At 35.2% G+C, this 24,404-nt stretch carries 19 protein-coding genes; 13 read left to right on the top strand and 6 right to left on the bottom strand.

Going from position 1 to position 24,404, the window contains the following annotated elements; translation table 11 throughout:
* Positions 1–459: 459 nt before the first annotated feature.
* Positions 460–894 (top strand): nuclear transport factor 2 family protein, encoded by a 435-nt coding sequence (locus tag GJU43_RS18170; RefSeq protein WP_154342626.1) that lies wholly within the window; start codon positions 460–462, stop codon positions 892–894.
* Here GJU43_RS18170 and nth read toward each other — a convergent pair whose 3' ends face one another.
* Both nth and GJU43_RS18160 read right to left on the bottom strand, forming a co-directional pair.
* A complete protein-coding gene (gene nth, locus GJU43_RS18165) occupies positions 895–1,542 on the bottom strand; it encodes an endonuclease III (RefSeq protein WP_154342624.1) in 648 nt (215 codons plus the stop codon).
* Between the two features lie 36 nt (positions 1,543–1,578).
* Positions 1,579–2,445 (bottom strand): alpha/beta hydrolase, encoded by an 867-nt coding sequence (locus GJU43_RS18160; RefSeq protein ID WP_154342622.1) that lies wholly within the window; start codon positions 2,443–2,445, stop codon positions 1,579–1,581.
* A gap of 142 nt (positions 2,446–2,587) precedes the next feature.
* Here GJU43_RS18160 and GJU43_RS18155 point away from each other — a divergent pair, with 142 nt between their 5' ends.
* The 6 genes from GJU43_RS18155 to GJU43_RS18130 all read left to right on the top strand — a co-directional run bounded on the left by GJU43_RS18155 (position 2,588) and on the right by GJU43_RS18130 (position 12,318).
* Positions 2,588–4,015: a glycogen synthase gene (locus tag GJU43_RS18155; RefSeq protein WP_154342620.1), complete on the top strand. Its 1,428-nt coding sequence runs from the start codon at positions 2,588–2,590 to the stop codon at positions 4,013–4,015.
* Positions 4,005–5,285, top strand: coding sequence for a glucose-1-phosphate adenylyltransferase (locus GJU43_RS18150; protein WP_154342618.1), 1,281 nt, complete (start codon positions 4,005–4,007; stop codon positions 5,283–5,285). Before GJU43_RS18155 ends, GJU43_RS18150 begins: the two co-directional genes overlap by 11 nt.
* A gap of 36 nt (positions 5,286–5,321) precedes the next feature.
* On the top strand, positions 5,322–7,226 hold the full coding sequence (glgB, locus tag GJU43_RS18145; RefSeq protein ID WP_154342616.1) for a 1,4-alpha-glucan branching protein GlgB: 1,905 nt from the start codon (positions 5,322–5,324) through the stop codon (positions 7,224–7,226).
* A gap of 198 nt (positions 7,227–7,424) precedes the next feature.
* Positions 7,425–9,824, top strand: a complete 2,400-nt coding sequence (locus tag GJU43_RS18140; protein WP_154342614.1) for a glycoside hydrolase family 31 protein — start codon at positions 7,425–7,427, stop codon at positions 9,822–9,824.
* Positions 9,825–9,907: 83 nt separating this feature from the next.
* Complete coding sequence (locus tag GJU43_RS18135) at positions 9,908–10,717, top strand: M48 family metallopeptidase (RefSeq protein ID WP_154342612.1); 810 nt, start codon at positions 9,908–9,910, stop codon at positions 10,715–10,717.
* A 275-nt stretch (positions 10,718–10,992) separates the two neighbouring features.
* Positions 10,993–12,318, top strand: coding sequence for an MFS transporter (locus tag GJU43_RS18130; RefSeq protein ID WP_154342610.1), 1,326 nt, complete (start codon positions 10,993–10,995; stop codon positions 12,316–12,318).
* Positions 12,319–12,445: 127 nt separating this feature from the next.
* Here GJU43_RS18130 and GJU43_RS18125 read toward each other — a convergent pair whose 3' ends face one another.
* The 4 genes from GJU43_RS18125 to GJU43_RS18110 form a co-directional block, all read right to left on the bottom strand.
* Entirely contained in the window at positions 12,446–13,177 is a 732-nt protein-coding gene (locus GJU43_RS18125; protein WP_154342608.1) for a head GIN domain-containing protein, read from the bottom strand.
* Positions 13,178–13,196: 19 nt separating this feature from the next.
* The gene (locus tag GJU43_RS18120; protein WP_154342606.1) at positions 13,197–14,258 is read right to left on the bottom strand and encodes a hypothetical protein; all 1,062 of its coding nucleotides are present in this window, start codon (positions 14,256–14,258) and stop codon (positions 13,197–13,199) included.
* Complete coding sequence (locus GJU43_RS18115; RefSeq protein WP_154342604.1) at positions 14,242–14,781, bottom strand: anti-sigma factor; 540 nt, start codon at positions 14,779–14,781, stop codon at positions 14,242–14,244. Before GJU43_RS18115 ends, GJU43_RS18120 begins: the two co-directional genes overlap by 17 nt.
* An 84-nt stretch (positions 14,782–14,865) precedes the next feature.
* Positions 14,866–15,432 (bottom strand): RNA polymerase sigma factor, encoded by a 567-nt coding sequence (locus GJU43_RS18110; RefSeq protein ID WP_154342602.1) that lies wholly within the window; start codon positions 15,430–15,432, stop codon positions 14,866–14,868.
* Positions 15,433–15,716: 284 nt separating this feature from the next.
* Between GJU43_RS18110 and lon the strand changes: the two genes are divergently transcribed.
* From lon to rpsA, 6 genes are all read left to right on the top strand, one after another.
* Complete coding sequence (gene lon / locus GJU43_RS18105; protein WP_154342600.1) at positions 15,717–18,170, top strand: endopeptidase La; 2,454 nt, start codon at positions 15,717–15,719, stop codon at positions 18,168–18,170.
* A 164-nt stretch (positions 18,171–18,334) separates the two neighbouring features.
* Positions 18,335–19,354, top strand: coding sequence for a type IX secretion system protein PorQ (gene porQ / locus GJU43_RS18100; protein ID WP_154342598.1), 1,020 nt, complete (start codon positions 18,335–18,337; stop codon positions 19,352–19,354).
* 8 nt (positions 19,355–19,362) lie between these two features.
* Positions 19,363–19,962, top strand: a complete 600-nt coding sequence (locus GJU43_RS18095) for a murein L,D-transpeptidase catalytic domain-containing protein (RefSeq protein ID WP_154342596.1) — start codon at positions 19,363–19,365, stop codon at positions 19,960–19,962.
* Positions 19,963–20,007: 45 nt separating this feature from the next.
* Positions 20,008–20,700, top strand: coding sequence for a (d)CMP kinase (cmk, locus tag GJU43_RS18090; RefSeq protein ID WP_154342594.1), 693 nt, complete (start codon positions 20,008–20,010; stop codon positions 20,698–20,700).
* Between the two features lie 68 nt (positions 20,701–20,768).
* Entirely contained in the window at positions 20,769–22,145 is a 1,377-nt protein-coding gene (locus tag GJU43_RS18085; protein ID WP_154342592.1) for a nucleoside permease, read from the top strand.
* A 379-nt stretch (positions 22,146–22,524) separates the two neighbouring features.
* Positions 22,525–24,303, top strand: a complete 1,779-nt coding sequence (gene rpsA, locus GJU43_RS18080; protein ID WP_127340550.1) for a 30S ribosomal protein S1 — start codon at positions 22,525–22,527, stop codon at positions 24,301–24,303.
* Positions 24,304–24,404: the final 101 nt, after the last annotated feature.

Below are 24,404 nucleotides of genomic sequence, written 5' to 3'. Positions count from 1 at the left end.
TCTTGCACTGGGGTATAATTTGGAAATACAAATATCTAGATTTTAATATTTCCCCACAACAATATGCTTTGATCCGTTAAATCGCAAAGGTCGCAAGGGCTATGCGCGAAGCATTGGGATTTAGAGTTTGTGCCGATAGCTTATTGGTATTGGAATTTGTATTTAACCTGAGTGCGTTAGGGATCGAAGTGGTATCCTTTTGCGGGGAACCTAAACCCCTGGCACAGCCATCCTGAACCAATCCCGCAAAAGATTTAGCGAAGAGCCCGGCCCAGAGGGAAACGCCCAAAAATAAGACGTGATCATCTGCTATCAAGGGATTTTGTTAAATTGTCTCCAACTAAATGCTATTTGAAAATTACTGCAGAATAAAATGAACTAGTCATATCATAAGCTAAATGTTTATACGTTAATGATTTAAATTTTATACTTTTAATCTTAAAACTTAAATTAATTTCTATGAAAAAGGTAATTGTTTTTACTTTATTGCTTCTCGGGGTAATTGGAAATGCTCAAAAAAAAGAAGTCCAGGAAGTGATTGACAATTTTTTTGTTGCATTTCATGAAAAAGATACAATCAAACTGAAATTAGTTTGTTCGGATAAACTTATTTTGCAATCTATTTCAGAAAGTGCAGAAAAAGGAAATAAACTATCGGAGGAAAGCGTTAAAGAGTTCTATAAATCTATCGCTGCAATTCCTTCGACTCTAAAATTTAAAGAGAAGATATTAAGTTCTGTTATTCAAATTGATGGAAGTATGGCTCATGTTTGGGCGCCGTATGAGTTTTATTTCAATGAGAAATTAAGTCATTCGGGTGTGAATGCTTTCACATTGTTTAAAGAGAAGGATAAGTGGCAGATTATTTATCTGATTGACACAAGAAGAAAGTAATTATGGAATTAATTGTGTTGCGTAGTATTGGCAAGAATCTTTCATTAAACATTCTTCACATTTAGGTTTTGGTCTGCAGATTTCACGTCCCAAAAACGAAATGGCCATTCCAATTTCAGACCAAATGGATTTAGGAAGTACCTGCATCAGCTCTTTTTCTACTTTGTTACCGTCTTTAGCTTCTTTGATTATTCCGATTCTTGGCGCAACCCGAATCACATGCAAATCGGCAATGATGCCTTCTGCGGGCTGATTGGCTTCTCTTAAAATAACATTTGCGGATTTTCTTCCAATCCCTTTTAAAGACGTTAATTCCTTCATGTTTAAAGGTATATTTTCGTCTTTTTGAAGTATTTCTGCGATTTCCAATAACCAGTTCGCTTTGGTTGGATAATTCCTTACTTTTCTTATGTAAGAAGTAAATGTTTCAGTATTTGCTTTGGATAGGCTGCTCAAAGTTGGAAATTTATCAAACAAAGCAGGTGCAATGGAATTTATATTTGCATCAGAATCCTGCGCAGACAGCACTACCATTATCAGTAATTGATAAATATTTTGATACTCAAGCGGATGTTTTTTACCCTTATATTTTTTTAATAGTGGGGCTAATTTTACTTCCCAATCTGATGTTTCTCCAAATAAATCCATTTTAGCTTCTTTAAAAGTGAATTGTAAAATACAAAATTAAGTATTTTTGATAAAATCTATTATTTTTTTAATGACATTTTGATTTCCTAGAATTTTTCTATGACCTAAATTATCAGTTAAAAGTAAGGTTCCGTTTTCTAAATGTTCGTGAATATGGATTCCTGCCTTTACTGAAACTTCAGGGTCATGATTGTCATGAATTACTAAAACCGGAATTTTTACCTGAGAAGCTGCTCTGTAGGCGGAATAATGATCCATTTTGGTTTGATATTTATTTTCAAAATAGGTGCATAATAATGTGCTCATTTCGGGCTTCAATCCTAATTTATAAATAAAATCATCTAAAATATCCTGTACAATATCTCCACTTCCAATAATAATAGCTTTCTTGACTTTTAATCCATCTTTAATAGCATTAAGAACCGACATTCCTCCTAAAGAATGGCCAATCGCAAATTCAAAGGGGCCATAATGCTTTTCGATTTCCAAAATGGATTCGATAAAATCAGACATAATTGTGGTTTTTCCTTCTGATTTTCCATGGGCGGGCGCATCAAAACTTACGGTTGTGTATCCATTTTGTAAAAGTTCATCTGCTATTTTAAATAATTGAGTTCCGCGTCCGGACCATCCGTGAACCAGCAGTATTTTTTGCCGGCTTTTTCCGTATTCGTAGGTAACAATATTTTTATTGATAGCAGGAACATATATTGTTTTTTGAATGCTTTTGTGATCCATTTCCAATTCTCTTTTAGGAACCTTATGTTTTATGGGGGTTGTAAAAAGCTTTGCTGCATATTTTGTAGCCAATTTAGTAGAAATAAAAGCGCATATTTTACTGGATATGATTATAAACTGCGGAATTTTTAAGGATTGGGTAGGATTGGTAGCCTTTTTTGCCATATTGATAATTTTTTTTTCAGGTCTTTATTTTGTGTATTTTTTCCTAAATTTAAAGAACATAAAAGTAACATAATTAATAAATGGTTGCTTAAAAAAGAATTTTGTATTTTATTAATTATTTAAAAGGTTTATAAATTCGAAAATGGAAATATTTCATATCAGTGCTGAATGTTATCCTATGGCAAAAGTTGGCGGACTGGCTGATGTTGTAGGAGCATTACCAAAATATCAGAATAAGGCAGGTCACAGGGTTCGTGTTGTTGTACCCTGTTATGATACGAAATTTAAAAACGAAAACGAATTTGAATGTGTTCACCGGGGTGAAATTAAATTGGGAAATTTTGACTTTCCATTCAGTGTTTTAAAAGAAGTAACAGATAAGTTAGGGTACGAATTGTACCTGATTGAAATTAAGGAACTATTTGACAGACCTAATGTGTATGGATATGAAGATGATATTGAACGTTTTTTATCTTTTCAAATAGCGACATTAGATTGGATTTCCGGTCGGGAAACGGTTCTAGATATTATAAATTGTCATGATCACCATACCGGAGTAATTCCGTTTTTAGTAAAATATGGGTATAAGTATGAAAGGATAAAGAATGTAAGAACAGTTATCACCATTCATAACGGATTGTATCAAGGCTGGTTTGGCTTTGACAAATTGCATTATTTACCGGAATTCGATTTAATTCATGTGGGCTTTTTAGAATGGAATAATGCTATAAACTCTCTGGCGGTTGGAATTAAATGCGCCCATGCGGTTACAACGGTTTCACCTAGTTATCTGAACGAAATCAATTATTCGGCTAATGGCCTGGAAGAATTATTCAAAACTGTACGAAGTAAATCACAGGGTATTTTAAACGGAATTGATATTGATATCTGGGATCCGTCTTCGGATAAAATGCTTTTTGAAAATTATACAACCGAAACGTTTAGTGTCGGAAAACAGAAAAATAAAGAAAAACTCTGTGAGCAATTTGATTTAGATCCAGCAAAACCATTGTTTAGTTTCATCGGACGATTGTTTGAAGAAAAGGGTGGAGATTTATTGCCTCAGGCTTCTGCTTTAGCTTTGTCAGAGAATTTTGAAAATATAAATATCCTGATTCTCGGATCGGGTAATTCGGAGATTGAATCACAACTGACGCAACTTAGAAATGACTATAACGGAAATTACAATGTTTTTATAGGGTATAATGAAGAATTAGCCCATTTGATTTATGCGGGCTCCGATTTTATCTTAATGCCTTCGCGAGTTGAACCCTGCGGTTTAAATCAAATGTATGCATTGCGCTACGGAACAGTTCCTATAGTCCGAAGAACCGGCGGTTTGCGTGATACCGTGATTGATTTTGGAGATGATGGAAATGGAATATGCCACGATCAGGCTTCTGTTGGGGATATTTGTTATTCGATTAATCGTGCCGTAAAATTGTATGATGATAAAATAAATTTCAATATAATAATTGAAAGGGGAATGAATACGGACCATTCCTGGGAAAGAGTATGTGAGGAATACATAAAAATATACAACTTAATAATTCAGCAAAATGAAGTTTAAAAAGAAAAATGTAGTTGCCATTATTTTAGGAGGAGGACAGGGATCACGTTTGTTCCCTTTAACAGAAACAAGGTCAAAACCGGCTGTTCCGATTGGGGGGAAATACAGATTGGTAGATATTCCAATTTCAAATTGTATTAATTCGGATATTTTTAAAATATTTGTACTGACACAATTTAATTCTGCATCTTTGAATGCACACATCAAAAACACCTTCAATTTCAGTATTTTCAGCCAGTCTTTTGTTGATATTTTAGCTGCTGAACAAACTCCCGATAATCCGACCTGGTTTCAGGGTACGGCGGATGCAGTCCGTCAGTGTATGTCCCATTTTCAAAAGCATGATTTCGAACATGCATTGATCTTATCCGGTGATCAGTTGTATCAGATGGATTTCAACGAAATGTTAGAAGCCCATATTGCAAGTAATGCAGAAATTTCTATTGCAACATTGCCAGTAAATGCTAAAGATGCTCCGGAATTTGGAATTCTGAAAACCGATCATGAAAATTGTGTAGAAGCTTTTATTGAAAAACCCGACGCTTCACTTTTACCAGAATGGGAATCGGAGGTTAGCGAACACATGCAGGCCAAAGGTAAAAAGTATCTGGCTTCAATGGGGATTTATATTTTTAATAAGAAATTGTTAGAAGACTTAATGGCTGATCCGGATACTAAGGATTTTGGAAAAGAAATTATTCCACAGGCTGTTGGTAAACACAAAATTCTAAGTTATCAGTACGAAGGCTATTGGACAGATATAGGAAATATTGAATCTTTCTTTGAAGCAAATATAGGCCTGACGGCAGATATCCCTGAATTTAATTTGTTTGATAATGACAATAAAATTTTCACGCGTCCGAGATTGCTTCCTCCGTCAAAATTTAGAAATTCAGTTATTAATCAGTCTTTGATTTCGGAAGGCTGTATTATTAACGCTAAAGAAATTAAGAGTTCCGTAATAGGTATTCGTTCCAGAATTGGTGAGGGAACCGTGCTTGAAAGCTGTTATGTCATGGGAAATGATTTTTATCAGGATCTTGATGAACTGCACGAAGATACGGAGAACAATAAAATTCATATTGGAATAGGCGAAAATTGTTTTATTAAAAATGTCCTCGTTGACAAAAATGTACGCATTGGAAACAATGTCCATATTAATGGAGGTAAACATTTAGATAATTTTACCAATGAATTATACACCATAAAAGACGGTATTGTTGTTATTAAAAAAGGGGTTGTTCTTTCGGATAACTTTAGAATTGAATAAAGCTTAAAAATTAATGTATTGCCTTAAAAACCAACTATGAATAAAGTCCTCACACACTCCCTTTTTACTGATTTTGATATTGATTTATTCAAAGCGGGGAAACACTTCAGATTATATGAAAAACTTGGTGCGCATTTAATAGAAGTTGATGGAGTAAAAGGTGTTTATTTTTCGGTTTGGGCTCCAACTGCACAATCGGTTTCCGTTGTCGGAGACTTTAATTACTGGACGAAAGGAGAACATTCACTGCAAGTACGCTGGGATTCTTCGGGAATCTGGGAAGGTTTTATTCCTGGTATCGAAAAAGGCGCCCTTTATAAATATAAAATTGAATCGAATATAGATGGCCTGGTGACCGAAAAGGCAGACCCATTCTCTTTGTATTGCGAAAAACCGCCTCATACCGCTTCTGTGGTCTGGGATCTGGACTATAACTGGAAGGATGAGAGCTGGATGCAATCGCGTCAGGAGAAGAATGGCCTTGACAAACCTTATTCGGTTTATGAAGTACATTTGGGTTCCTGGAAACGGGGAGATAACAACCGGTTTTTGACTTATCTGGAACTGGCAGAAGATCTGGTAGCCTATGTAAAGGAAACGGGTTTTACGCACGTCGAATTTATGCCCATAATGGAATATCCGTACGATCCTTCCTGGGGATATCAGCTCACCGGATATTTTGCGCCGACCTCCCGATTTGGAAAACCACAGGATTTTATGGTGCTGGTCGATAAATTGCACCAGGCTGGAATTGGAGTTATTCTGGACTGGGTACCGTCTCATTTTCCTGATGATGCACACGGCTTGGGCTTTTTTGATGGGTCAAATTTGTATGAACATCCCGATCGCAGAAAAGGTTATCATCCGGATTGGAAAAGCCTTGTTTTCAATTATGGACGCAATGAGGTACGCGCTTTTTTGATTAGCAATGCTGTTTTCTGGCTTCAGCATTATCATGCAGATGGCTTACGGGTAGATGCTGTGGCTTCGATGCTGTATCTTGATTATTCCAGAAAAGAAGGGGAATGGGAAGCCAATATTTATGGCGGAAGAGAAAATCTGGACACTATCAGTTTTCTTAAAGAATTTAATGAAGTTATTTATGCTAATTTTAATGGAGTTCAGACTATTGCCGAAGAAAGTACTTCTTTTCCTATGGTTTCCAGACCAACTTTTACAGGAGGCCTAGGCTTTGGAATGAAGTGGATGATGGGCTGGATGCATGATACTTTGAAATACTTCCAAAAAGAAACGGTTTATAGAAAATACCATCAAAATGAATTGACTTTTTCGATGACTTACGCTTTTACCGAAAATTTCATGCTGCCGTTTTCTCATGATGAAGTGGTTTATGGAAAGAAATCCATTGCGAATAAGATGCCCGGCGATGAATGGCAGAAGTTTGCCAACTTACGCTTGTTGTACGGGTATATGTTTACACATCCCGGAACAAAATTATTGTTTATGGGTTCTGAGTTTGGACAAAGTGATGAATGGGATTTTGAAAAAAGCCTGGACTGGCATTTATTGCAATATGATTATCACTCCGGCATTAAAAAAGTAATTACAGACCTGAATCAGCTGTATAAGTCACAACCGGCTTTGTATGAAAAACAATTTAGCGGTGAAGGTTTCGAATGGATCAATTATTCCGATCACCAAAATGCAATTCTGTCTTATATCCGAAAAGGAAACAATCCGAAAGAAAATTTAATAGTGGTTTGTAATTTCACCCCGGTAGTCCGCGAAAATTACAGGATCGGAATTCCCCACAAAGGAAAATTAGTTCCGGTATTTAATAGTGATGACAAGCTTTATGGCGGAAGCGGAATTGGTAATCCGGGTTCTCTCAAAATTGATGCGTCACCCTATGATGGAAGGGATTATTCTATCGAATTAATTTTACCTCCTTTAAGTGTAACCCTATATTCTTTTGAATAAAATTCAGACCGTTTTTTTGAGATGAGATTTTGTAAATTTTAAGCGTTTAAATTATCATTTTTCTGGTTTTTTAAGGCCTAATTTATCACTCACACAGAAAAAACGTTTTCGTGAATAATCTTCATATTCATAGCGGCTTATATAGTTTTTTTGTATGTTTGGAAGAGGTAGCGTTGTTATAATTAATTCATTAGCGATATGATTACAAATACATCATTAGAATACAAAGGCGATTTATATCCATCAAAAATTGTTTCCTATGAACATGAAGGGGATTCCATTTTTTTTCATACGGATAATAAAGTAATCTTAAAAGTTACCATTCTCAGGGACAGTTTAATTCGGTTTCGTTTTACGACAAAAGGCTATTTTAGTAATGATTTTTCGTATGCAATTGATAAAACACAATTGCACGGCTATAATTTTCTTGAACTTACAGAGGAAGAAACTTATTTTCAGATCCGAACCAGTAAAGTCAAATGTAAAATCCAGAAAGCAGATCTTCGCTTGTCTATCTATGATTTAAATGATCTTTTGATTCTGGAAGATGAGCTTGGTTTTCATTGGGAAGAAAGCTACGAATATGGCGGGAATATCGTAAAAATGAGCAAATCTTCAAAAGACGGGGAATGTTTTTACGGATTGGGAGACAAAGCGACTCAAATGAATTTGAAAGGCAAAAGACTCGAAAATTTTGCTACTGATCAATACGCTTTTCAAAAAGAACAAGATCCTTTATATAAAGTAGTGCCGTTTTATATCGGATTACATAACAAACAATCTTACGGTATTTTTTTCGATAATACCTTTAGGACCTTTTTCGATTTTTGTCAGGAAAGAAGAAATGTTTCCAGCTTTTGGGCAGAAGGAGGCGAAATGAATTATTATTTCATTTATGGCCCGCAAATGCAGGATGTTGTCACGACCTATACGGATTTGACCGGTAAACCGGAGCTTCCTCCACTTTGGGTTTTAGGATACCACCAATGCAAATGGAGTTATTATCCCGAAAGTAAAGTAAAAGAAATCACTTCAAAATTCAGGGAGCTGAAAATTCCGTGTGATGCCATTTATCTGGATATTGACTACATGGAAGGTTTTCGATGTTTTACCTGGAGCAAAGAGTATTTTCCGGACCCTAAAAGAATGATTGCCGAATTGGCCGAGGATGGTTTTAAAACGGTTGTCATTATTGATCCCGGTATAAAAATCGACAAAGAATATTCTGTTTACAAAGAAGCTTTAGAAAAAGATTATTTCTGTAAAAGAGCCGACGGACCTTATATGAAAGGAAAAGTGTGGCCCGGTGAATGTAATTTTCCGGATTACACAAATCCCGTAGTCAGAGAATGGTGGGCAGGATTATTTAAAGAATTAATTTCAGACTTTGGTGTAAAGGGAGTCTGGAATGATATGAATGAACCTGCCGTTATGGAGGTTCCAAATAAAACTTTCCCAATGGATGTTCGTCATGTTTATGATGGAAATCCGTGCAGCCACAGAAAAGCCCATAATATCTATGGTACACAAATGGCCCGTGCAACTTATCACGGAGTAAAACGATTTGCCTATCCGAAAAGACCTTTTGTGATTACCAGATCTGCTTATTCCGGGGCACAGCGCTATACATCATCCTGGACGGGAGATAATGTCGCAACCTGGGAACATTTATGGATTGCCAACATACAGGTGCAAAGAATGTCCATTTCAGGAATGGGCTTTACCGGATCTGATATCGGAGGTTTTGCCGAACAGCCCACCGGGGAATTGTATGCCCGTTGGATTCAGTTAGGTGTTTTTCACCCGTTTTGCAGAACACATTCTTCAGGAGACCATGGCAATCAGGAGCCCTGGGCATTTGATGAAGAAGTTATTAATATTACCCGAAAATTTGTCAGCCTTAGATATCAGTTATTGCCTTATTTGTACACCATGTTCTGGCAATATATTGAAGAAGGCATTCCGATGTTAAAACCCCTGGTATATTACGATCAGGAAGACACACAGACACATTATCGAAATGATGAATTTATCTTCGGAAATCAAATATTGGTTTGCCCGATACTTGAACCTAATGCTGTAGGCAGACGTATGTATATTCCAAAAGGGGAGTGGTATAATTACTGGACGAATGAGTTCTCCAATGGAGGGCGGGAAGTCTGGGTGGATACTAAATTCGATGAAATTCCAATTTTTGTAAAAGCCGGCGCGATTATTCCTAAATATCCCGTTCAGCAATATGTGGGAGAACTTGAATTTGATGAACTGACCCTGGATTTATACTTTAAAAACGGAAAAGAAAAATCATTTGTTTATGAAGATTCCCAGGATGGCTACGATTATAAAAAGGGGCGTTACAGTTTTCTTTCTTTCACGGCAATGGGTAAAGAAAAAGAATTGATAGTGCAGTTGCACAAAGAAGGTAAATTTGAGACGAATTACAGTAAATATAAAATCAATTTAATTGGATTGCCGTTTAAAGTAACAGAAATTGAAATCGATAACGAAAGAGTCGCTTTTGATGAAGTAAGTTTTTCGGAAAGTCATTTCCTAATCGTAAATAAGGAATTCAGCGAACTTCATATCATAGGAGAGTAGCCGTATTTTGATATATTTATGTTAAATTATGTAAATGTTGATTTCATAATAATTGTATTTTTGTGTTGCTAAATACAAAAATTATGAAAAAATATTTAATAGGAGGAATAGTTACTATTCTTTTCGTTGCATGTGCAACAAATCCAATAACAGGAAAACAAAGTTTAAATTTTGTTTCAAACAGCGAATTGTTCCCGTCTTCTTTTCAGCAGTACAATCAGTTTTTGACTGAAAATAAGGTGATTACCGGTACAGCCGATGCTAAGAGAGTAGATGCGGTGGGATCGCGAATTAAAGCTGCTGCAGAGAAATACCTAAAATTTTTAGGACAAGGTCAATATTTAAATGACTATCGTTGGGAGTATAAATTAGTTGATAATAAAGAAGTTAACGCCTGGTGTCTGCCGGGAGGTAAAATTGTGGTTTATTCGGGAATTTTGCCGGTAACCCAGAATGATGCCGGTTTAGCAACCGTTATGGGGCACGAAGTTTCTCACGCTTTAGCGAACCACGGTGCACAAAGAATGAGTGCCGCACAATTGCAGCAAATTGGAGGTGTCGCACTTGGAGCCGCTACAAGTGGAAAATCAGAACAAACACAACAAATATTTTCACAAGCATACGGACTTGGTACAGAAGTAGGCGTAATGCTTCCGTTTAGCAGAGGAAACGAAACTGAAGCTGATAAAATAGGATTGACACTGATGGCCATTGCAGGTTATAATCCCGATGACGCTGTTTCATTCTGGAGCAGAATGTCTGCTAAATCCGGAGGAACATCAACACCGGAGTTTATGAGTACGCACCCGTCAGATGCGACAAGGATTGCCAATATAAAAGCATTAATTCCTGAAGCAAAAGCGACTGCGCTTAAAGTTGGAGTTATAAAATAGACGTATTTTTTTACGTATCCCAAAAAAGAGGTTATTTACTAAGTAGATAACCTCTTTTTTAGTTTTCAGTCTCAGTCTCAGTCTCAGTCTCGTTTTGAAAACTTGAAACTTGAAACTTGAAACTTGCGACTGCGACTGAAAACTGCAACTAAATACTGCCTCTAAATACCAAAACCAGAAACCTGAAACAAAAAAATAAAAGTTCTTAATACTGTAATAATGAATTCTTAATAAAAATTAGATAAATTCGTAGCTTAATTAACTGAACCATTTTTATGAAGAACTTACAAAAAGGAGATAAAAAATTGCTAAATGCCTGGGCATTTTATGATTGGGCCAACTCTGTTTATACCTTAACGATTGCATCAGCAGTGTTTCCGATTTTTTATGAAGCTTTATTTTCGAAACGGGATCATTATATTGATGTTTTCGGAATGCATTTAAAAAATTCTGCTTTAATTAGTTTTATAACAGCAGCAGCATTTTTGGTCGTTTCATTTATTTCTCCTTTATTATCCGGAATTGCCGATTATGTAGGCAACAAGAAATCTTTTATGAAGTTCTTTTGTTACCTTGGGGCTTTGTCCTGTATGGGTTTGTACTGGTTTGATCTTACGGATATCTATGTTGGGTTATTATTTTACTTCTTAGGATTGATCGGATATTGGGGCAGTCTTGTTTTCTATAATTCGTATCTTCCGGATATCGCTTTTCCGGAACAGCAGGATAAAATTAGCGCTAAGGGATATTCATTAGGATATATTGGAAGCGTTATTCTCTTAATCATCAATCTGGCGATGATTATGAAACCAAAACTTTTTGGAATTAGCGGTACTGATGGTGAAGCAGCGATGAAAGCCATGCGGTATTCCTTTATAATGGTGGGAGTATGGTGGATTCTTTTCAGTCAGTATACCTATTATTTTTTACCAAAGGGAAGTAAGGAAACAGGACAGAAATTAACTAAAAACGTGCTGTTTAACGGTTTCAAAGAGTTAAAGAAGGTTTGGGCTTTGTTAAAAGAAAATATTCCGTTAAAACGTTATTTGGGCAGTTTCTTTGTTTCTAGTATGGCGGTACAAACCGTGATGTTGGTGGCAACTTACTTTGGAGCACAGGAAATTCAATGGGCTTCGAAAGAAGAAAGTACTATTGGTCTGATTATTTGTATTTTGCTAATACAGCTGGTAGCAGTTTTGGGAGCCGTTTTAACTTCAAGAGCTTCAGACAAATGGGGTAATATTCCAACTTTAGTGGCGATCAATATCATTTGGGCTGTATTTTGTGCGCTTGCTTATTTTATAACGTTACCGATGCATTTTTATGCAATGGCTACTATGGCCGGACTTGTGATGGGTGGAATTCAGGCATTGTCACGTTCTACTTATTCTAAATTACTTCCGGAAACAGAAGATACGGCTTCGTTTTTTAGTTTCTATGATGTAGCGGAAAAAATCGGAATCGTAATCGGAATGTGCGTTTACGGAATTATAGATCAGATTACCGGCAGTCCTCGTGCAGCTATTGTAATTTTAGGGCTTTTCTTCGTAACGGCAATTTTTCTTTTAAGAAGAATACCGAAAAATGCCACTTCAAAATAATAAAGAATGATTTGATATTTAAATGCCCTAATGGATCAATAAAGCATCCGTTAGGGCATTAATTTTTGCAATCATTTTAGTATGTGGCTGGTTTATGATTGTTCCGGAATAGAAAGCATTTTTATATTTAAGCTTTCGAAATACTTCCTGATCCGTTAACTTTAGTATCTTTTGTTTTTGGATTACCAATATATTCAATGTCACCCGAGCCGGATACTCTCGCTTTTAGGTTTTCACTGCAAAATACTTTACTGTCACCTGAACCCGAGATGGTGATGTCTACATTTTTAGCTTTTAATGAACCTGCATCAATATCTCCTGAACCCGATAATTTCGTTACGAAACTTCCTGTATTTCCTTTTAAGACAATATCTCCGGAACCGCTTACTGAAAGGTCAAATTTGGTTGCATCAACATTCAGGTTTAAATCGCCGGAGCCCGATAATGCTGCCGAAAAAGAATCCGATTTTATAATGCTTTTTGATCGGACATCGCCCGAACCTGCAAGTGAAATAGCAGATATTTTTTCAAAAGGTACTGTAATCTGAACGGTTTTACCACTGCTCGGACTTATGCTGGTATTTTTTTCGGTGTAAATTTTAAGGATGTTGCCTTCCACTTCCACTTTAATATAGGCTTGCAGGTTTTCTTCGGCTTTTACAGTGATCGCCCCTTCTTTACCGGACACTAAGTCAACATCAAAGAAACCGGATACTTTAATTTCGTCATAATCGGCAGTAGAGCGATTATTGGTTACTACTTTACCATTTCCTTTTATTCTGTTTTTAGACCATTGGGCGTTGGCAACGGTGCTGAGAAGAAATAAACTGCAAATTAATAGTTTGATTGACTTTTTCATTTTTTGATTGATTTTAAGATTACTGTTTTTTAACTAATGTTACATTCCCGTAATTTGAAGTAATAATTACCTTGTTCTGACCTTTTTTCTTATTGTATCCGCTTATCCTTTTGCTTGCATTTTTGCTTTCATTAACGGAAACATCCAGGGAATTGTCACTTTTTATATTTCCGTATTTAGTATTAATGTCAAAATCGAAAGAATAGTTGGTATCATAGCCCAATGAAACGTCGGAATAACCCGAGGTAACATTGATATTGTTGGCTTTTTCGTTTATGATTCCAACATTTAGTTTACTGTAGTTCAGATCTGAGCTTAAAGTATTTGAAATTTCTGCGATGGTAACAGTGAGATAATCACCTGTTCCTGTAACTGAAGCCGTTTTTTGAAATTTAAATGTTCCGTAATTGCAGTCGTATTTTATATTCTGACTGTCACCAACAACAAGATCGGTGTAATTGGTATCAAGGTTGATTTTTCCGGCATCCGTTATTTTTAATCCGGAATATCGGGCTTCAATATTGCCATTTTTAATATATTCAATGTTAGAGTTCTGGCAATATTCAATATGAACTGAATTCATATTTCCGTTGAGTTTTCCAAGGTTTATTTTGCCGTATTTACAAAAGATTTCACTCGTTGAAGCTAAATCTCCTGTAACAATATTTCCATATTTATTACTGAGTTTTACGGTTCCGTTTCTTGGAATTTTAATCACATAGTTGATCTCAAAACTATTACTGCTTCCTTTACTTTTAATAGATGAATTTCCGGTAGAAGTAATGGCAGATACCAATGTTTTTAGGGCTGTAATTTCAACATCAATACTATTGAGTCTTTCGTTTACCCAGTTTTCATTTCCTCCTGTTACTTTTATGGTAATGTCAAGGTCAATTTTGTCTTCATCCCATGTTGTTACGGTAATATTTCCGTATTTGTTGTCAATATCAATTCCTGCATTTGAATTAACGATATAGGTCTTTTTTATCGTTTTTTGTTTGGTAATAAAAGTATCATCATTTGCAAATCCTAAAAATGGAATCAAAATGAATAAAATCAGTATGTTATAGTGTTTTTTCATGGGTAGTGTTTTTTAAATTTTCGTTTTCTTCAATTTTTTGTAAAACGGTCTGCAAAAACGAGATTCTCGTTTGCAGATTGCTGATCATGGCGTAAATGATTTGTTTGTTTTCGCCATTCTTTTGCAATTCATTAATAATTTTTTGATAATCAGCATCAAAGACTTTCATTTGTTTTAATGCATCATTAATTATTTGTTCATTTTCAGGCGAACTTTTTTCTTTTAATTTCACCAATTCATTATCAATTAAAATATTGAAAATAGAATCAGTTCGTCTGGTTTCATGTGATGCAAATTTGAATTCTTTTGGTTTTTGATTAGTGTTATAAAAAACAGATATTCCCAGCAACAAGACTATCGAAGCAGCAATTCCCCAAACCGCATAATAATTTTTCTTTGGTTTCTTTTTGTTATTTAATTTATTCAGGAAGTCAAGCTGATGATGAGAATTCATCTCTTCGACATCCCACTGATTTTCAAATTTTTTTAAAAATTGATCTACGTTTTCATTTTCCTTTTTCATATATCCTGGTTTTATTTTTTAAGAGGTAATAGATAGATTGTAGCTGCTTTTTATTTATTGGTGCTTGTTTGCACAAACTTTTTATCAGCGTTGATTTCCTATCTCCTCTAATTTTTTTCGCAAGCTTTCTTTAGCTCTGCTTAGTGTTGTCCTGCAGTTGGCATAGCTAATGTTGAGAATTTCACTAATTTCTTCCTGATCGTAACCTTCAATATAAAAAAGGGTTAAAACCATTCGGTAATTATCTTTTAATCCTGAAATTGTATCTAAGACTTGTTTCACTTTAAGTGAATTTAAATCTATATTTTCAGAAAAGAAGCTGTCATTTTCCTCTATTTTGTATAAAGTCTTACTCAAATCTTCTACCTGAAAAGCATTATTCTTTTTATAAAAGTCAATGCTGTAATTGACGATTATCTTTTTTAACCATGCGCCAAAAGCGACTTCCTGCTTATAGTCGTTTATTTTTGTAAAAGCTTTCAAAAAACCTTCCTGCATGACGTCTTGTGCAAAATGTTCGTCTTTTACAATTCTGTAAGCCACATTGTACATAGCTTTACAGTAACGATTGTAAACTTCAAACTGTGCTTTTTGATTATTCTCTTTACAAAGCGTGATTAATTCTTCGATATTTTGGTTTGTTATACTCAAGTATTGGTTGCTGGTTTTTAATAAGGACTTGGCTTTTTTTGGTTTGTTACAGTTTGAATAAAATTAATTTTATTTTTTTTAAATAATTTCGTTTCTTGATATTAATTGACTTCATAACTAAATTTCAAAACCTTCTTTTTTGGTTTTGGCATAATGATTGTCTATTTTTATCGCCTATCTTGTAAATGAAACGCTTAGCAAAGTTTTACTAAAAACTGCCTGATCTAATGTTATTTTTATAGTTAGAATAAAACTTTTAATGACAAAACGACTTATATACTATTATGTCAAACCATAAAATACTTACTATTGACAATCTGTCACTTCAGGAATTTGACTCAGAGGCAGAATTAATTCCATTATTAACTCCGGAAGACGAAGAAGAAATGAATAACGAAGAGCTGCCGCTTTCGTTGCCTATCTTACCTTTGCGAAATACGGTTTTATTTCCGGGTGTTGTAATTCCGATTTCGGCAGGACGGGACAAGTCTATAAAGCTGATTAATGATGCAAATGCCGGTGGAAAAATTATTGGGGTAGTTTCTCAGATTAATGAAGAAGATGAAGATCCGTCTAAAGATGATATTCATAAAATTGGAACTGTAGCCCGCATCCTGCGTGTTTTAAAAATGCCTGATGGTAATGTTACCGTTATTCTGCAGGGAAAAAAACGTTTCGAAATTGATCAGGTAGTTTCAGAAGAGCCTTATATTACAGCAACTATAAAAGAAGTCACAGAAGAACGTCCGGATGAAAATGATACCGAATTTACGGCTATTTTAGATTCTGTCAAGGAATTGGCTATTCAAATCATTAAGGAGAGTCCAAATATTCCTTCTGAAGCCACTTTTGCGATTAAAAACATTGAAAGCCAGTCGTTTCTAATCAATTTTGTGTCTTCGAACATGAATTTATCCGTAAAGGAAAAACAAGGTTTATTGTCGATAAACGGCTTAAAAGAAAGAGCACTTGAGACCTTGCGTTATATGAACGTGGAGTTGCAAAAACTGGAATTGAAAAATGACATTCAGTCAAAAGTTCGTTTTGATTTAGACCAGCAGCAACGTGAATATTTTCTTCATCAGCAAATGAAAACCATTCAGGAAGAACTGGGTGGCGTTTCGCAGGAAGAGGAAATGGATGAAATGGGGCAGAAGGCAAAAACGAAAAAGTGGGACGAAAAAACGCAAAAACATTTCGAAAAAGAATTGTCTAAAATGCGCAGAATGAATCCGCAATCTCCTGATTTCGGAATTCAGCGTAACTACTTAGAGTTGTTTTTGGAATTGCCGTGGGGTGAGTATTCCAAAGATAAATTCGATTTAAAACACGCTCAGAAAATATTAGATAAAGATCACTTCGGACTTGAAGAGGTGAAGAAACGAATGGTCGAACATCTGGCCGTTCTGAAGCTTCGTAACGATATGAAATCGCCGATTATTTGTTTGACAGGGCCTCCGGGTGTTGGTAAAACTTCTATCGGACGTTCTGTTGCAGAAGCATTAGGACGTGAATATGTCCGAATTTCATTAGGTGGTCTGCGCGATGAAGCAGAAATTCGCGGACACAGAAAAACCTATATAGGTGCAATGCCGGGAAGAATTATCCAAAGTCTGAAAAAGGCCGGTACTTCAAATCCGGTTTTTATTTTAGACGAAATTGATAAACTTTCAAGCGGAAATAGTGGCGATCCTTCTTCAGCTTTACTTGAAGTGCTGGATCCGGAGCAAAACAATGCTTTCTACGATAATTTCCTGGAGATGGGTTATGATTTGTCTAAGGTAATGTTTATTGCGACTTCCAATAATATGGCTGCCATTCAGCCTGCATTACGTGACAGGATGGAAGTCATTAAGATGTCAGGTTATACGATTGAAGAAAAAGTGGAAATTGCCAAAAGACACCTTTTTCCAAAACAATTGGAAGCTCATGGTTTGACTGCCAAAGATCTGACTATCGGTAAAAAACAATTAGAAAAAATTGTGGAAGGTTATACTCGTGAATCAGGAGTTCGTAATCTGGAAACTAAAATTGCTCAGGTCATTCGTAATGCTGCAAAAGCAGTAGCGATGGAAGAAGAGTATAATAAAAAAGTAACGGATGAAGATATCCTTACTGTTTTAGGTGTGCCAAGATTAGAGCGTGATAAATACGAAAACAATGATGTTGCCGGAGTGGTAACAGGTTTGGCCTGGACAAGTGTTGGCGGTGATATTTTATTTATTGAATCCTTAATTTCTGAAGGAAAGGGGTCGCTGAGTATTACAGGAAACCTTGGTACTGTAATGAAGGAATCGGCTACAATTGCTTTAGAATATATAAAAGCAAACGCCAAAAAATTAGGACTAAGTGTAGAATTATTCCAGAAATATAATATTCACCTGCACGTTCCGGAAGGCGCAACACCAAAAGACGGTCCAAGTGCCGGTATCGCCATGCTGACTTCGCTGGTTTCTTTGTTAAAACAAAAGAAAGTAAAGAAAAGTCTTGCGATGACCGGAGAAATTACCCTTCGCGGTAAAGTTTTACCGGTAGGCGGAATCAAGGAAAAAATCCTGGCAGCAAAAAGAGCTAATATCAAAGAAATCATTTTATGTCACGAAAATAAAAGTGATATTGATGAAATTAAGGCTGAATATTTAGAAGGCCTTACCTTTCATTACGTGAAAGAAATGAGTGAAGTGCTGGCTTTAGCTTTGACGGATCAAAATGCTAAAAACGCTAAAATATTAAAATAAAATCTTGTAATTAAATTCCAATACTTTAAATTCCAAATTCCAAATTTTACTTAAAAGTGGGATTTGGAATTTTCTTTTTTGAATATAATTTAAAATTATTTTATCCGTTATATAATTTTATATTTGCATTTGCGTTATTCCCATATAGGAACGCCTCGAAAAGCATGTTAAAACGACCTGTTTTATTTTTAATGTTATTGATTTGTTCGGTTTCTTTCGGACAAATTGGAGGTCGTCACACCTATCAGTTTCTTAATTTAACAACTTCACCCAGGCAGGCAGCGTTAGGTGGAAATACGATAACGATTTATGATGAAGATGTCAATCAGGTTATGTTTAATCCGGCAACTTTAAATGAGGATATGGATAATCACCTGGCGATGAATTACGGCAGTTATTATGGTGAAGCATCTTATGGAACTGCTTCCTACGCTTATACTTATGACAGGCATGTTCAGACTTTTTATGCCGGGGTAAGCTATATAAACTACGGTACATTTGATGGTTATGATGAAAATGGTCAGGCCACTTCAGACTTTACAGGCAGTGAAGGAGCACTTTCTTTAGGTTATGCTTATAATGTTCCCTTTACGGATATTCATTTTGGAGCAAATGTAAAGTTAATAACTTCAACGTTAGAAAGTTATAATTCTATTGGAGGTGCAATTGATTTAGGTTTTTTGTATATAATTGAAAAAAATGATTTAAATTTGGCCCTGGTAATTCGAAATATTGGAACACAGTTCACAACCTATTCAGGAATACAGGAGAATTTACCTCTTGAAATTATTGCAGGAATGTCACAGGAACTGGAACACGTGCCGTTGCGTTGGCATCTTTCTTTAGAAAATCTGCAGCAATGGAATGTTTCATTCTCGAATCCTGTTCGGGGAGAAACTAATATTGATGGCACCACTAAAGAAGAGAAAGTTTCATTCGTAAATAATGCTTTAAGGCATGTGGTTATAGGCGTAGAACTTTTCCCGAAAAAAGCGTTTAATATCAGGATGGGTTACAACTTTAGAAGAGGTGAAGAATTAAGAGTAGAAGAACAGCGTAATTTTTCAGGAGTTTCCTTAGGATTTGGTTTAAAAATGAATCGGTTAAAATTTAATTATTCATATTCAAAATATACTTTAGCGGCTAATACGAGTCTTTTTGGACTAATCTTAAACTTTCAATAGGCAATTTTATGAAACTATTTTATTTAATTCTTTTTGTTACTGCAGGTTTTTTTAACACCTCAAATACTAATTTTGATGACGAAACCCTTACTAATGTTGATGTCGAAAGGATAAATCTACACATTAGCGAAGTAAAAGAAAAGATTGGAGCTGGTTCCAATTACAATGCAAAAATCGCCTTTTTAGTTGATATGAAAATCAAATCAGGTAAAAATCGTTTTTTTGTTTATGATTTAGAAAATGATAAAATACTGGATCAGGGACTTGTAGCGCACGGATCCGGCTCAGAAACAGGGGTTGGCGGAGAGTTAAAATTTAGTAATGTACCGGAATCTAAAGCTACAGCTCTTGGAAGATATTCTATAGAAAAATGTTATAAAGGAATGTTTGGAAAAGCATACAAGTTAGCAGGTTTAGACGAGACAAACAGCAATGCTTTAAAAAGAGCTATCGTGCTTCATCAATATTCGGCTGTTCCGGAAAATGAACAGGATCATTATATCTCACGCAGTCAGGGTTGTCCAATGATTAGTGAGGCCTTCTTTAAAAGAATAGAAAAAATAATAGATAATTCTAAGTCAAAAATTATCTTAGATATCTATTATTAAAAATAGCAGCATCTTATTATAAATTTATAAAATCAAAAGATTATTTTGAAAAAAATAACCATTGCAATCGACGGGTATTCGTCAACAGGAAAGAGTACCTTAGCAAAACAGTTGGCAAAAGAATTAGAATACGTATACGTCGATACAGGAGCAATGTACAGGGCCGTAGCTTTATTTGCAATGCAAAATCAATTCATAGGACCTGATTTTTTTGATACAAAAAGTCTTATCGATTCCCTTCCAAAAATTCAACTGGAGTTTAAATTCAATCCGGATCTAGGTTTTGCAGAAATGTACCTGAATGGCGAAAATGTTGAAAAACAAATCAGAACCATTGAGGTATCCAGCTATGTAAGCAAGGTAGCAGAAGTTTCCGAAGTGCGTTCCAAATTAGTAGAGCAACAGCAGGCAATGGGCAAAAACAAAGCTATAGTCATGGACGGTAGAGATATCGGAACTGTAGTTTTTCCAAATGCAGAATTGAAAATTTTTATGACTGCCAGTCCAGAAACCCGTGCACAGAGACGTTTTGATGAATTACAGGAAAAAGGTGATGTTGTCTCTTACGAAGATGTTTTGAAGAATGTTGTAGAAAGAGATTATATAGATACACATCGTGCAGATTCTCCTTTGGTAATTGCAGATGATGCTATTGAAATAGATAATTCTTACCTGAGTCGGGAAGAACAGTTCTCTGCTGTTCTGGAATTAATAAATGACGTTGTTAAAACTGCTTAATTTTTTGCAGATATCATTTTTAATGGTAGTTTTACCGCTTCATTTATTTACAAAGACAATTTCATCATATGGGAATTAAAAACAGATTGATTTTAATGAGCTTTCTTCAATTTTTTGTTTGGGGAGCCTGGCTTATAACAATTGGAAATTATTGGTTTGGAACTAAAAACTGGGAAGGAACCCAGTTCGGTCTTGTTTTCGGAACCATGGGAATTGCTTCTTTATTCATGCCTACTCTTACCGGAATAATCGCAGACAGATGGATAAACGCTGAAAAATTATATGGTTTTTTACATATTATTTATGCAGTTGTTTTATTTGGTATTGCACAAGTCACCACACCGGATAATTTCATATATGTCATGTTTGCTGCCATGTGTTGCTATATGCCAACAATTGCGTTGAGTAACTCGATTTCTTATACTTCACTTAAGCTTAATAACAAAAACATCGTAAAAGATTTTCCGCCAATTCGTGTCTGGGGAACGATTGGTTTTATAGCAGCAATGTGGATTACCAATTTAAGTGGAAGTAAGGCAACGGAATATCAATTTTATATTGCCGGAATTGGTGCCTTAATTCTGGGGATTTATGCTTTTACATTGCCAAAATGTGAGCCACAACGTCTGACAAAAGAAGATGCTTCATTAGTGGAAACTTTAGGGCTGGAAGCTTTTAAGTTATTTGGAAATTATAAAATGGCTTTGTTTTTTGTGTTCTCAATGTTTTTGGGAGGTGCCTTGCAATTGACAAATGCTTATGGAGATGTATTCTTAGATGAATTCAAGCATTTTCCAAAGTATGCTGATTCTTTCGTAATTAAATATTCGACTATTATTATGTCGATTTCTCAGGTTTCTGAAACATTATTTATTCTGGCTATTCCATTTTTCCTAAGACGTTTCGGAATCAAACAAGTAATGCTGATTAGCATGTTGGCCTGGGTATTGCGTTTCGGATTATTTGCTTTTGGAGATCCGGTTGGTGGTTTATGGATGATTATTTTGTCGTGTATTGTTTACGGTATGGCATTTGATTTCTTTAATATATCTGGTTCGTTATTTGTAGAAAGCAATACCGATTCTAAAATCCGTTCATCAGCACAGGGATTATTCATGATGATGACCAATGGAGTAGGAGCTGTTTTAGGAAGTTTAACTTCAGGTTGGGCTATAGATCGTTTCTTTACAAAATCATTTACCAATACTACCGAATTAGCCGGATTTTTGCAAACAGAAACAACAAATTCTAAAATGCTGGAATTTGTAAAAGCACAAGGAAATTCAGTTTCTACGGACGGAATTTTTACGAACCCAATCTTAATGAAAGACTGGCATACGATATGGCTATCGTTTGCGGCTTATGCATTGGTTATCGCAATTGCTTTTGCTGTTTTGTTTAAACATAAACATGACCCGAAAGAAATAGAAAATTTAAGTCATTAATGTTGTTATAAATATTTAAAAGCCTGTTTTCAATTTGTAGAAAACAGGCTTTTTCTTTACGACAATTTTCAATAGGATGTTCTTTAAAAACCACACGGGTTTGCAAATAACTTAAAATTAAAATTACTACAACATTTGATAGCGATGAGATTGTAGAATATATTGCAATTAATAGTGCGTTGTCATATTATTATTGGATAAATAATGTATTGATAATCATTTGGAATTGTTTTGCTATTACAAATAAATGTATTAATTTTGCAAACCTTTTGGCAGAGAAGAGTTTCCATTAGGTATCAACTATTTATGTAAAACAACTTCTGTTTTTTCTATCGCTTTGAGAAACTCAAGAAAAACAGAATACAAATTTTTTATCAGCATGTCTGAACAATTAAAATCACAAGAAGAGTTTTTAGCAAATTTTAACTGGCATAACTTCGAAGAAGGTATCGATGCAGTAGATGAGAAAAACTTACAGGAATTCGAAGACTTAGTATCAAAAACTTTCATTGCTACAGATCAGGAAGAAGTAGTTGAAGGTGTAGTTGTTAGAATTACAGATAGAGACGTTATCGTTGATATCAACGCAAAATCGGAAGGTGTTATTTCTTTAAACGAATTCCGTTACAACCCGGCATTAAAAGTAGGTGACAAAGTAGAAGTATTAATTGACATCCGTGAGGATAAAACAGGTCAGTTAGTATTATCTCACAGAAAAGCACGTACTATCAAATCATGGGATAGAGTTATTTCTGCAAACGAAACAGGTGAAATCGTTAATGGTTTTGTAAAATGCAGAACTAAAGGTGGTATGATCGTTGACGTTTTTGGAATTGAAGCTTTCTTACCTGGTTCTCAAATTGACGTTAAGCCAATTAGAGACTACGATGTATATGTAAACAAAATGATGGAATTCAAAGTGGTAAAAATTAACCACGAATTCAAAAACGTTGTTGTATCTCATAAAGCTCTTATCGAAGCTGATATCGAAGTACAGAAAAAAGAAATCATCGGTCAATTACAAAAAGGACAAGTATTAGAAGGTGTTGTTAAAAACATTACTTCTTATGGTGTGTTCATTGACTTAGGTGGTGTTGACGGATTAATTCACATTACTGACCTTTCTTGGAGCAGAATCAACCACCCAAGTGAAGTTCTTGAATTAGACCAAAAATTAAACGTTGTAATCCTTGATTTCGATGATGAGAAAACAAGAATTCAATTAGGATTGAAACAATTAAACGCTCACCCATGGGATGCTTTAGATGCTAATTTAACTATTGGTGATAAAGTAAAAGGTAAGGTAGTTGTAATCGCTGATTACGGTGCATTTATCGAAGTTGCTGAAGGTGTTGAAGGTTTAATCCACGTTTCTGAAATGTCATGGTCAACTCATTTACGTTCTGCTCAGGATTTCGTAAAAGTTGGAGATGTTGTTGAAGCTGTTATCTTAACTCTTGACAGAGATGACCGTAAAATGTCATTAGGTATCAAACAACTGACTCAGGATCCATGGACTGACATTACTTCTAAATACCCGGTAGGTTCTAAACATACAGGTATCGTTAGAAACTTTACAAACTTTGGTATTTTCGTAGAATTAGAAGAAGGAATTGATGGATTAATCTACATTTCTGACTTATCTTGGACTAAGAAAATCAAACACCCATCTGAGTTTGTAAATGTTGGTGAAAAACTTGATGTAGTAGTATTAGAATTAGATGTTGAAGGACGTAAATTATCTTTAGGTCACAAACAAACTACTGCTAATCCTTGGGATCAATACGAAGATTCTTTCGCTGTAGGAACTATCCACAATGGTGAAATTTCTGAAATCGTTGACAAAGGAGCTACTGTAGAATTCGGAGATGATATCGTTGCTTTCATTCCTACTCGTCACCTTGAAAAAGAAGACGGAAAGAAATTGAAAAAAGGTGATACTGCTGATTTCAAAGTAATCGAGTTCAATAAAGAATTCAAAAGAGTAGTTGCTTCTCACACTGCTATCTTCCGTGAAGAAGAAGAGAAAAACGTGAAAGCTGCAACTGAAAATACTTCATCTAACTCTACTACTAATGCACCAGCTGCAACTTTAGGAGATAACAATGATGTATTAGCTGCATTAAAAGCTAAAATGGAAAAAACTGAGAAAAAATAATTCTTAAGTTTCCTCTAAATAGAAAGTCCCACATTACTGTGGGACTTTTTTTTACTTTATACTTTTTATTATAACAAATTTTAACAAATAAAGTTGTGTTA

It is taken from the genome of Flavobacterium sp. LC2016-23, assembly GCF_009674775.1.
Taxonomy (GTDB): domain Bacteria; phylum Bacteroidota; class Bacteroidia; order Flavobacteriales; family Flavobacteriaceae; genus Flavobacterium.
This window is presented reverse-complemented; position numbering and strand designations above follow the sequence as displayed.

What these genes read in the sequence shown, in the direction of transcription:
- GJU43_RS18170 (WP_154342626.1), top strand. Translation starts at nt 460, where the DNA reads ATGAAAAAGGTAATTGTTTTTACTTTATTGCTTCTCGGGGTAATTGGA.
- nth (WP_154342624.1), bottom strand. Translation starts at nt 1,542, where the DNA reads ATGGATTTATTTGGAGAAACATCAGATTGGGAAGTAAAATTAGCCCCA.
- GJU43_RS18160 (WP_154342622.1), bottom strand. Translation starts at nt 2,445, where the DNA reads ATGGCAAAAAAGGCTACCAATCCTACCCAATCCTTAAAAATTCCGCAG.
- GJU43_RS18155 (WP_154342620.1), top strand. Translation starts at nt 2,588, where the DNA reads ATGGAAATATTTCATATCAGTGCTGAATGTTATCCTATGGCAAAAGTT.
- GJU43_RS18150 (WP_154342618.1), top strand. Translation starts at nt 4,005, where the DNA reads ATGAAGTTTAAAAAGAAAAATGTAGTTGCCATTATTTTAGGAGGAGGA.
- glgB (WP_154342616.1), top strand. Translation starts at nt 5,322, where the DNA reads ATGAATAAAGTCCTCACACACTCCCTTTTTACTGATTTTGATATTGAT.
- GJU43_RS18140 (WP_154342614.1), top strand. Translation starts at nt 7,425, where the DNA reads ATGATTACAAATACATCATTAGAATACAAAGGCGATTTATATCCATCA.
- GJU43_RS18135 (WP_154342612.1), top strand. Translation starts at nt 9,908, where the DNA reads ATGAAAAAATATTTAATAGGAGGAATAGTTACTATTCTTTTCGTTGCA.
- GJU43_RS18130 (WP_154342610.1), top strand. Translation starts at nt 10,993, where the DNA reads ATGAAGAACTTACAAAAAGGAGATAAAAAATTGCTAAATGCCTGGGCA.
- GJU43_RS18125 (WP_154342608.1), bottom strand. Translation starts at nt 13,177, where the DNA reads ATGAAAAAGTCAATCAAACTATTAATTTGCAGTTTATTTCTTCTCAGC.
- GJU43_RS18120 (WP_154342606.1), bottom strand. Translation starts at nt 14,258, where the DNA reads ATGAAAAAACACTATAACATACTGATTTTATTCATTTTGATTCCATTT.
- GJU43_RS18115 (WP_154342604.1), bottom strand. Translation starts at nt 14,781, where the DNA reads ATGAAAAAGGAAAATGAAAACGTAGATCAATTTTTAAAAAAATTTGAA.
- lon (WP_154342600.1), top strand. Translation starts at nt 15,717, where the DNA reads ATGTCAAACCATAAAATACTTACTATTGACAATCTGTCACTTCAGGAA.
- porQ (WP_154342598.1), top strand. Translation starts at nt 18,335, where the DNA reads ATGTTAAAACGACCTGTTTTATTTTTAATGTTATTGATTTGTTCGGTT.
- GJU43_RS18095 (WP_154342596.1), top strand. Translation starts at nt 19,363, where the DNA reads ATGAAACTATTTTATTTAATTCTTTTTGTTACTGCAGGTTTTTTTAAC.
- GJU43_RS18085 (WP_154342592.1), top strand. Translation starts at nt 20,769, where the DNA reads ATGGGAATTAAAAACAGATTGATTTTAATGAGCTTTCTTCAATTTTTT.
- rpsA (WP_127340550.1), top strand. Translation starts at nt 22,525, where the DNA reads ATGTCTGAACAATTAAAATCACAAGAAGAGTTTTTAGCAAATTTTAAC.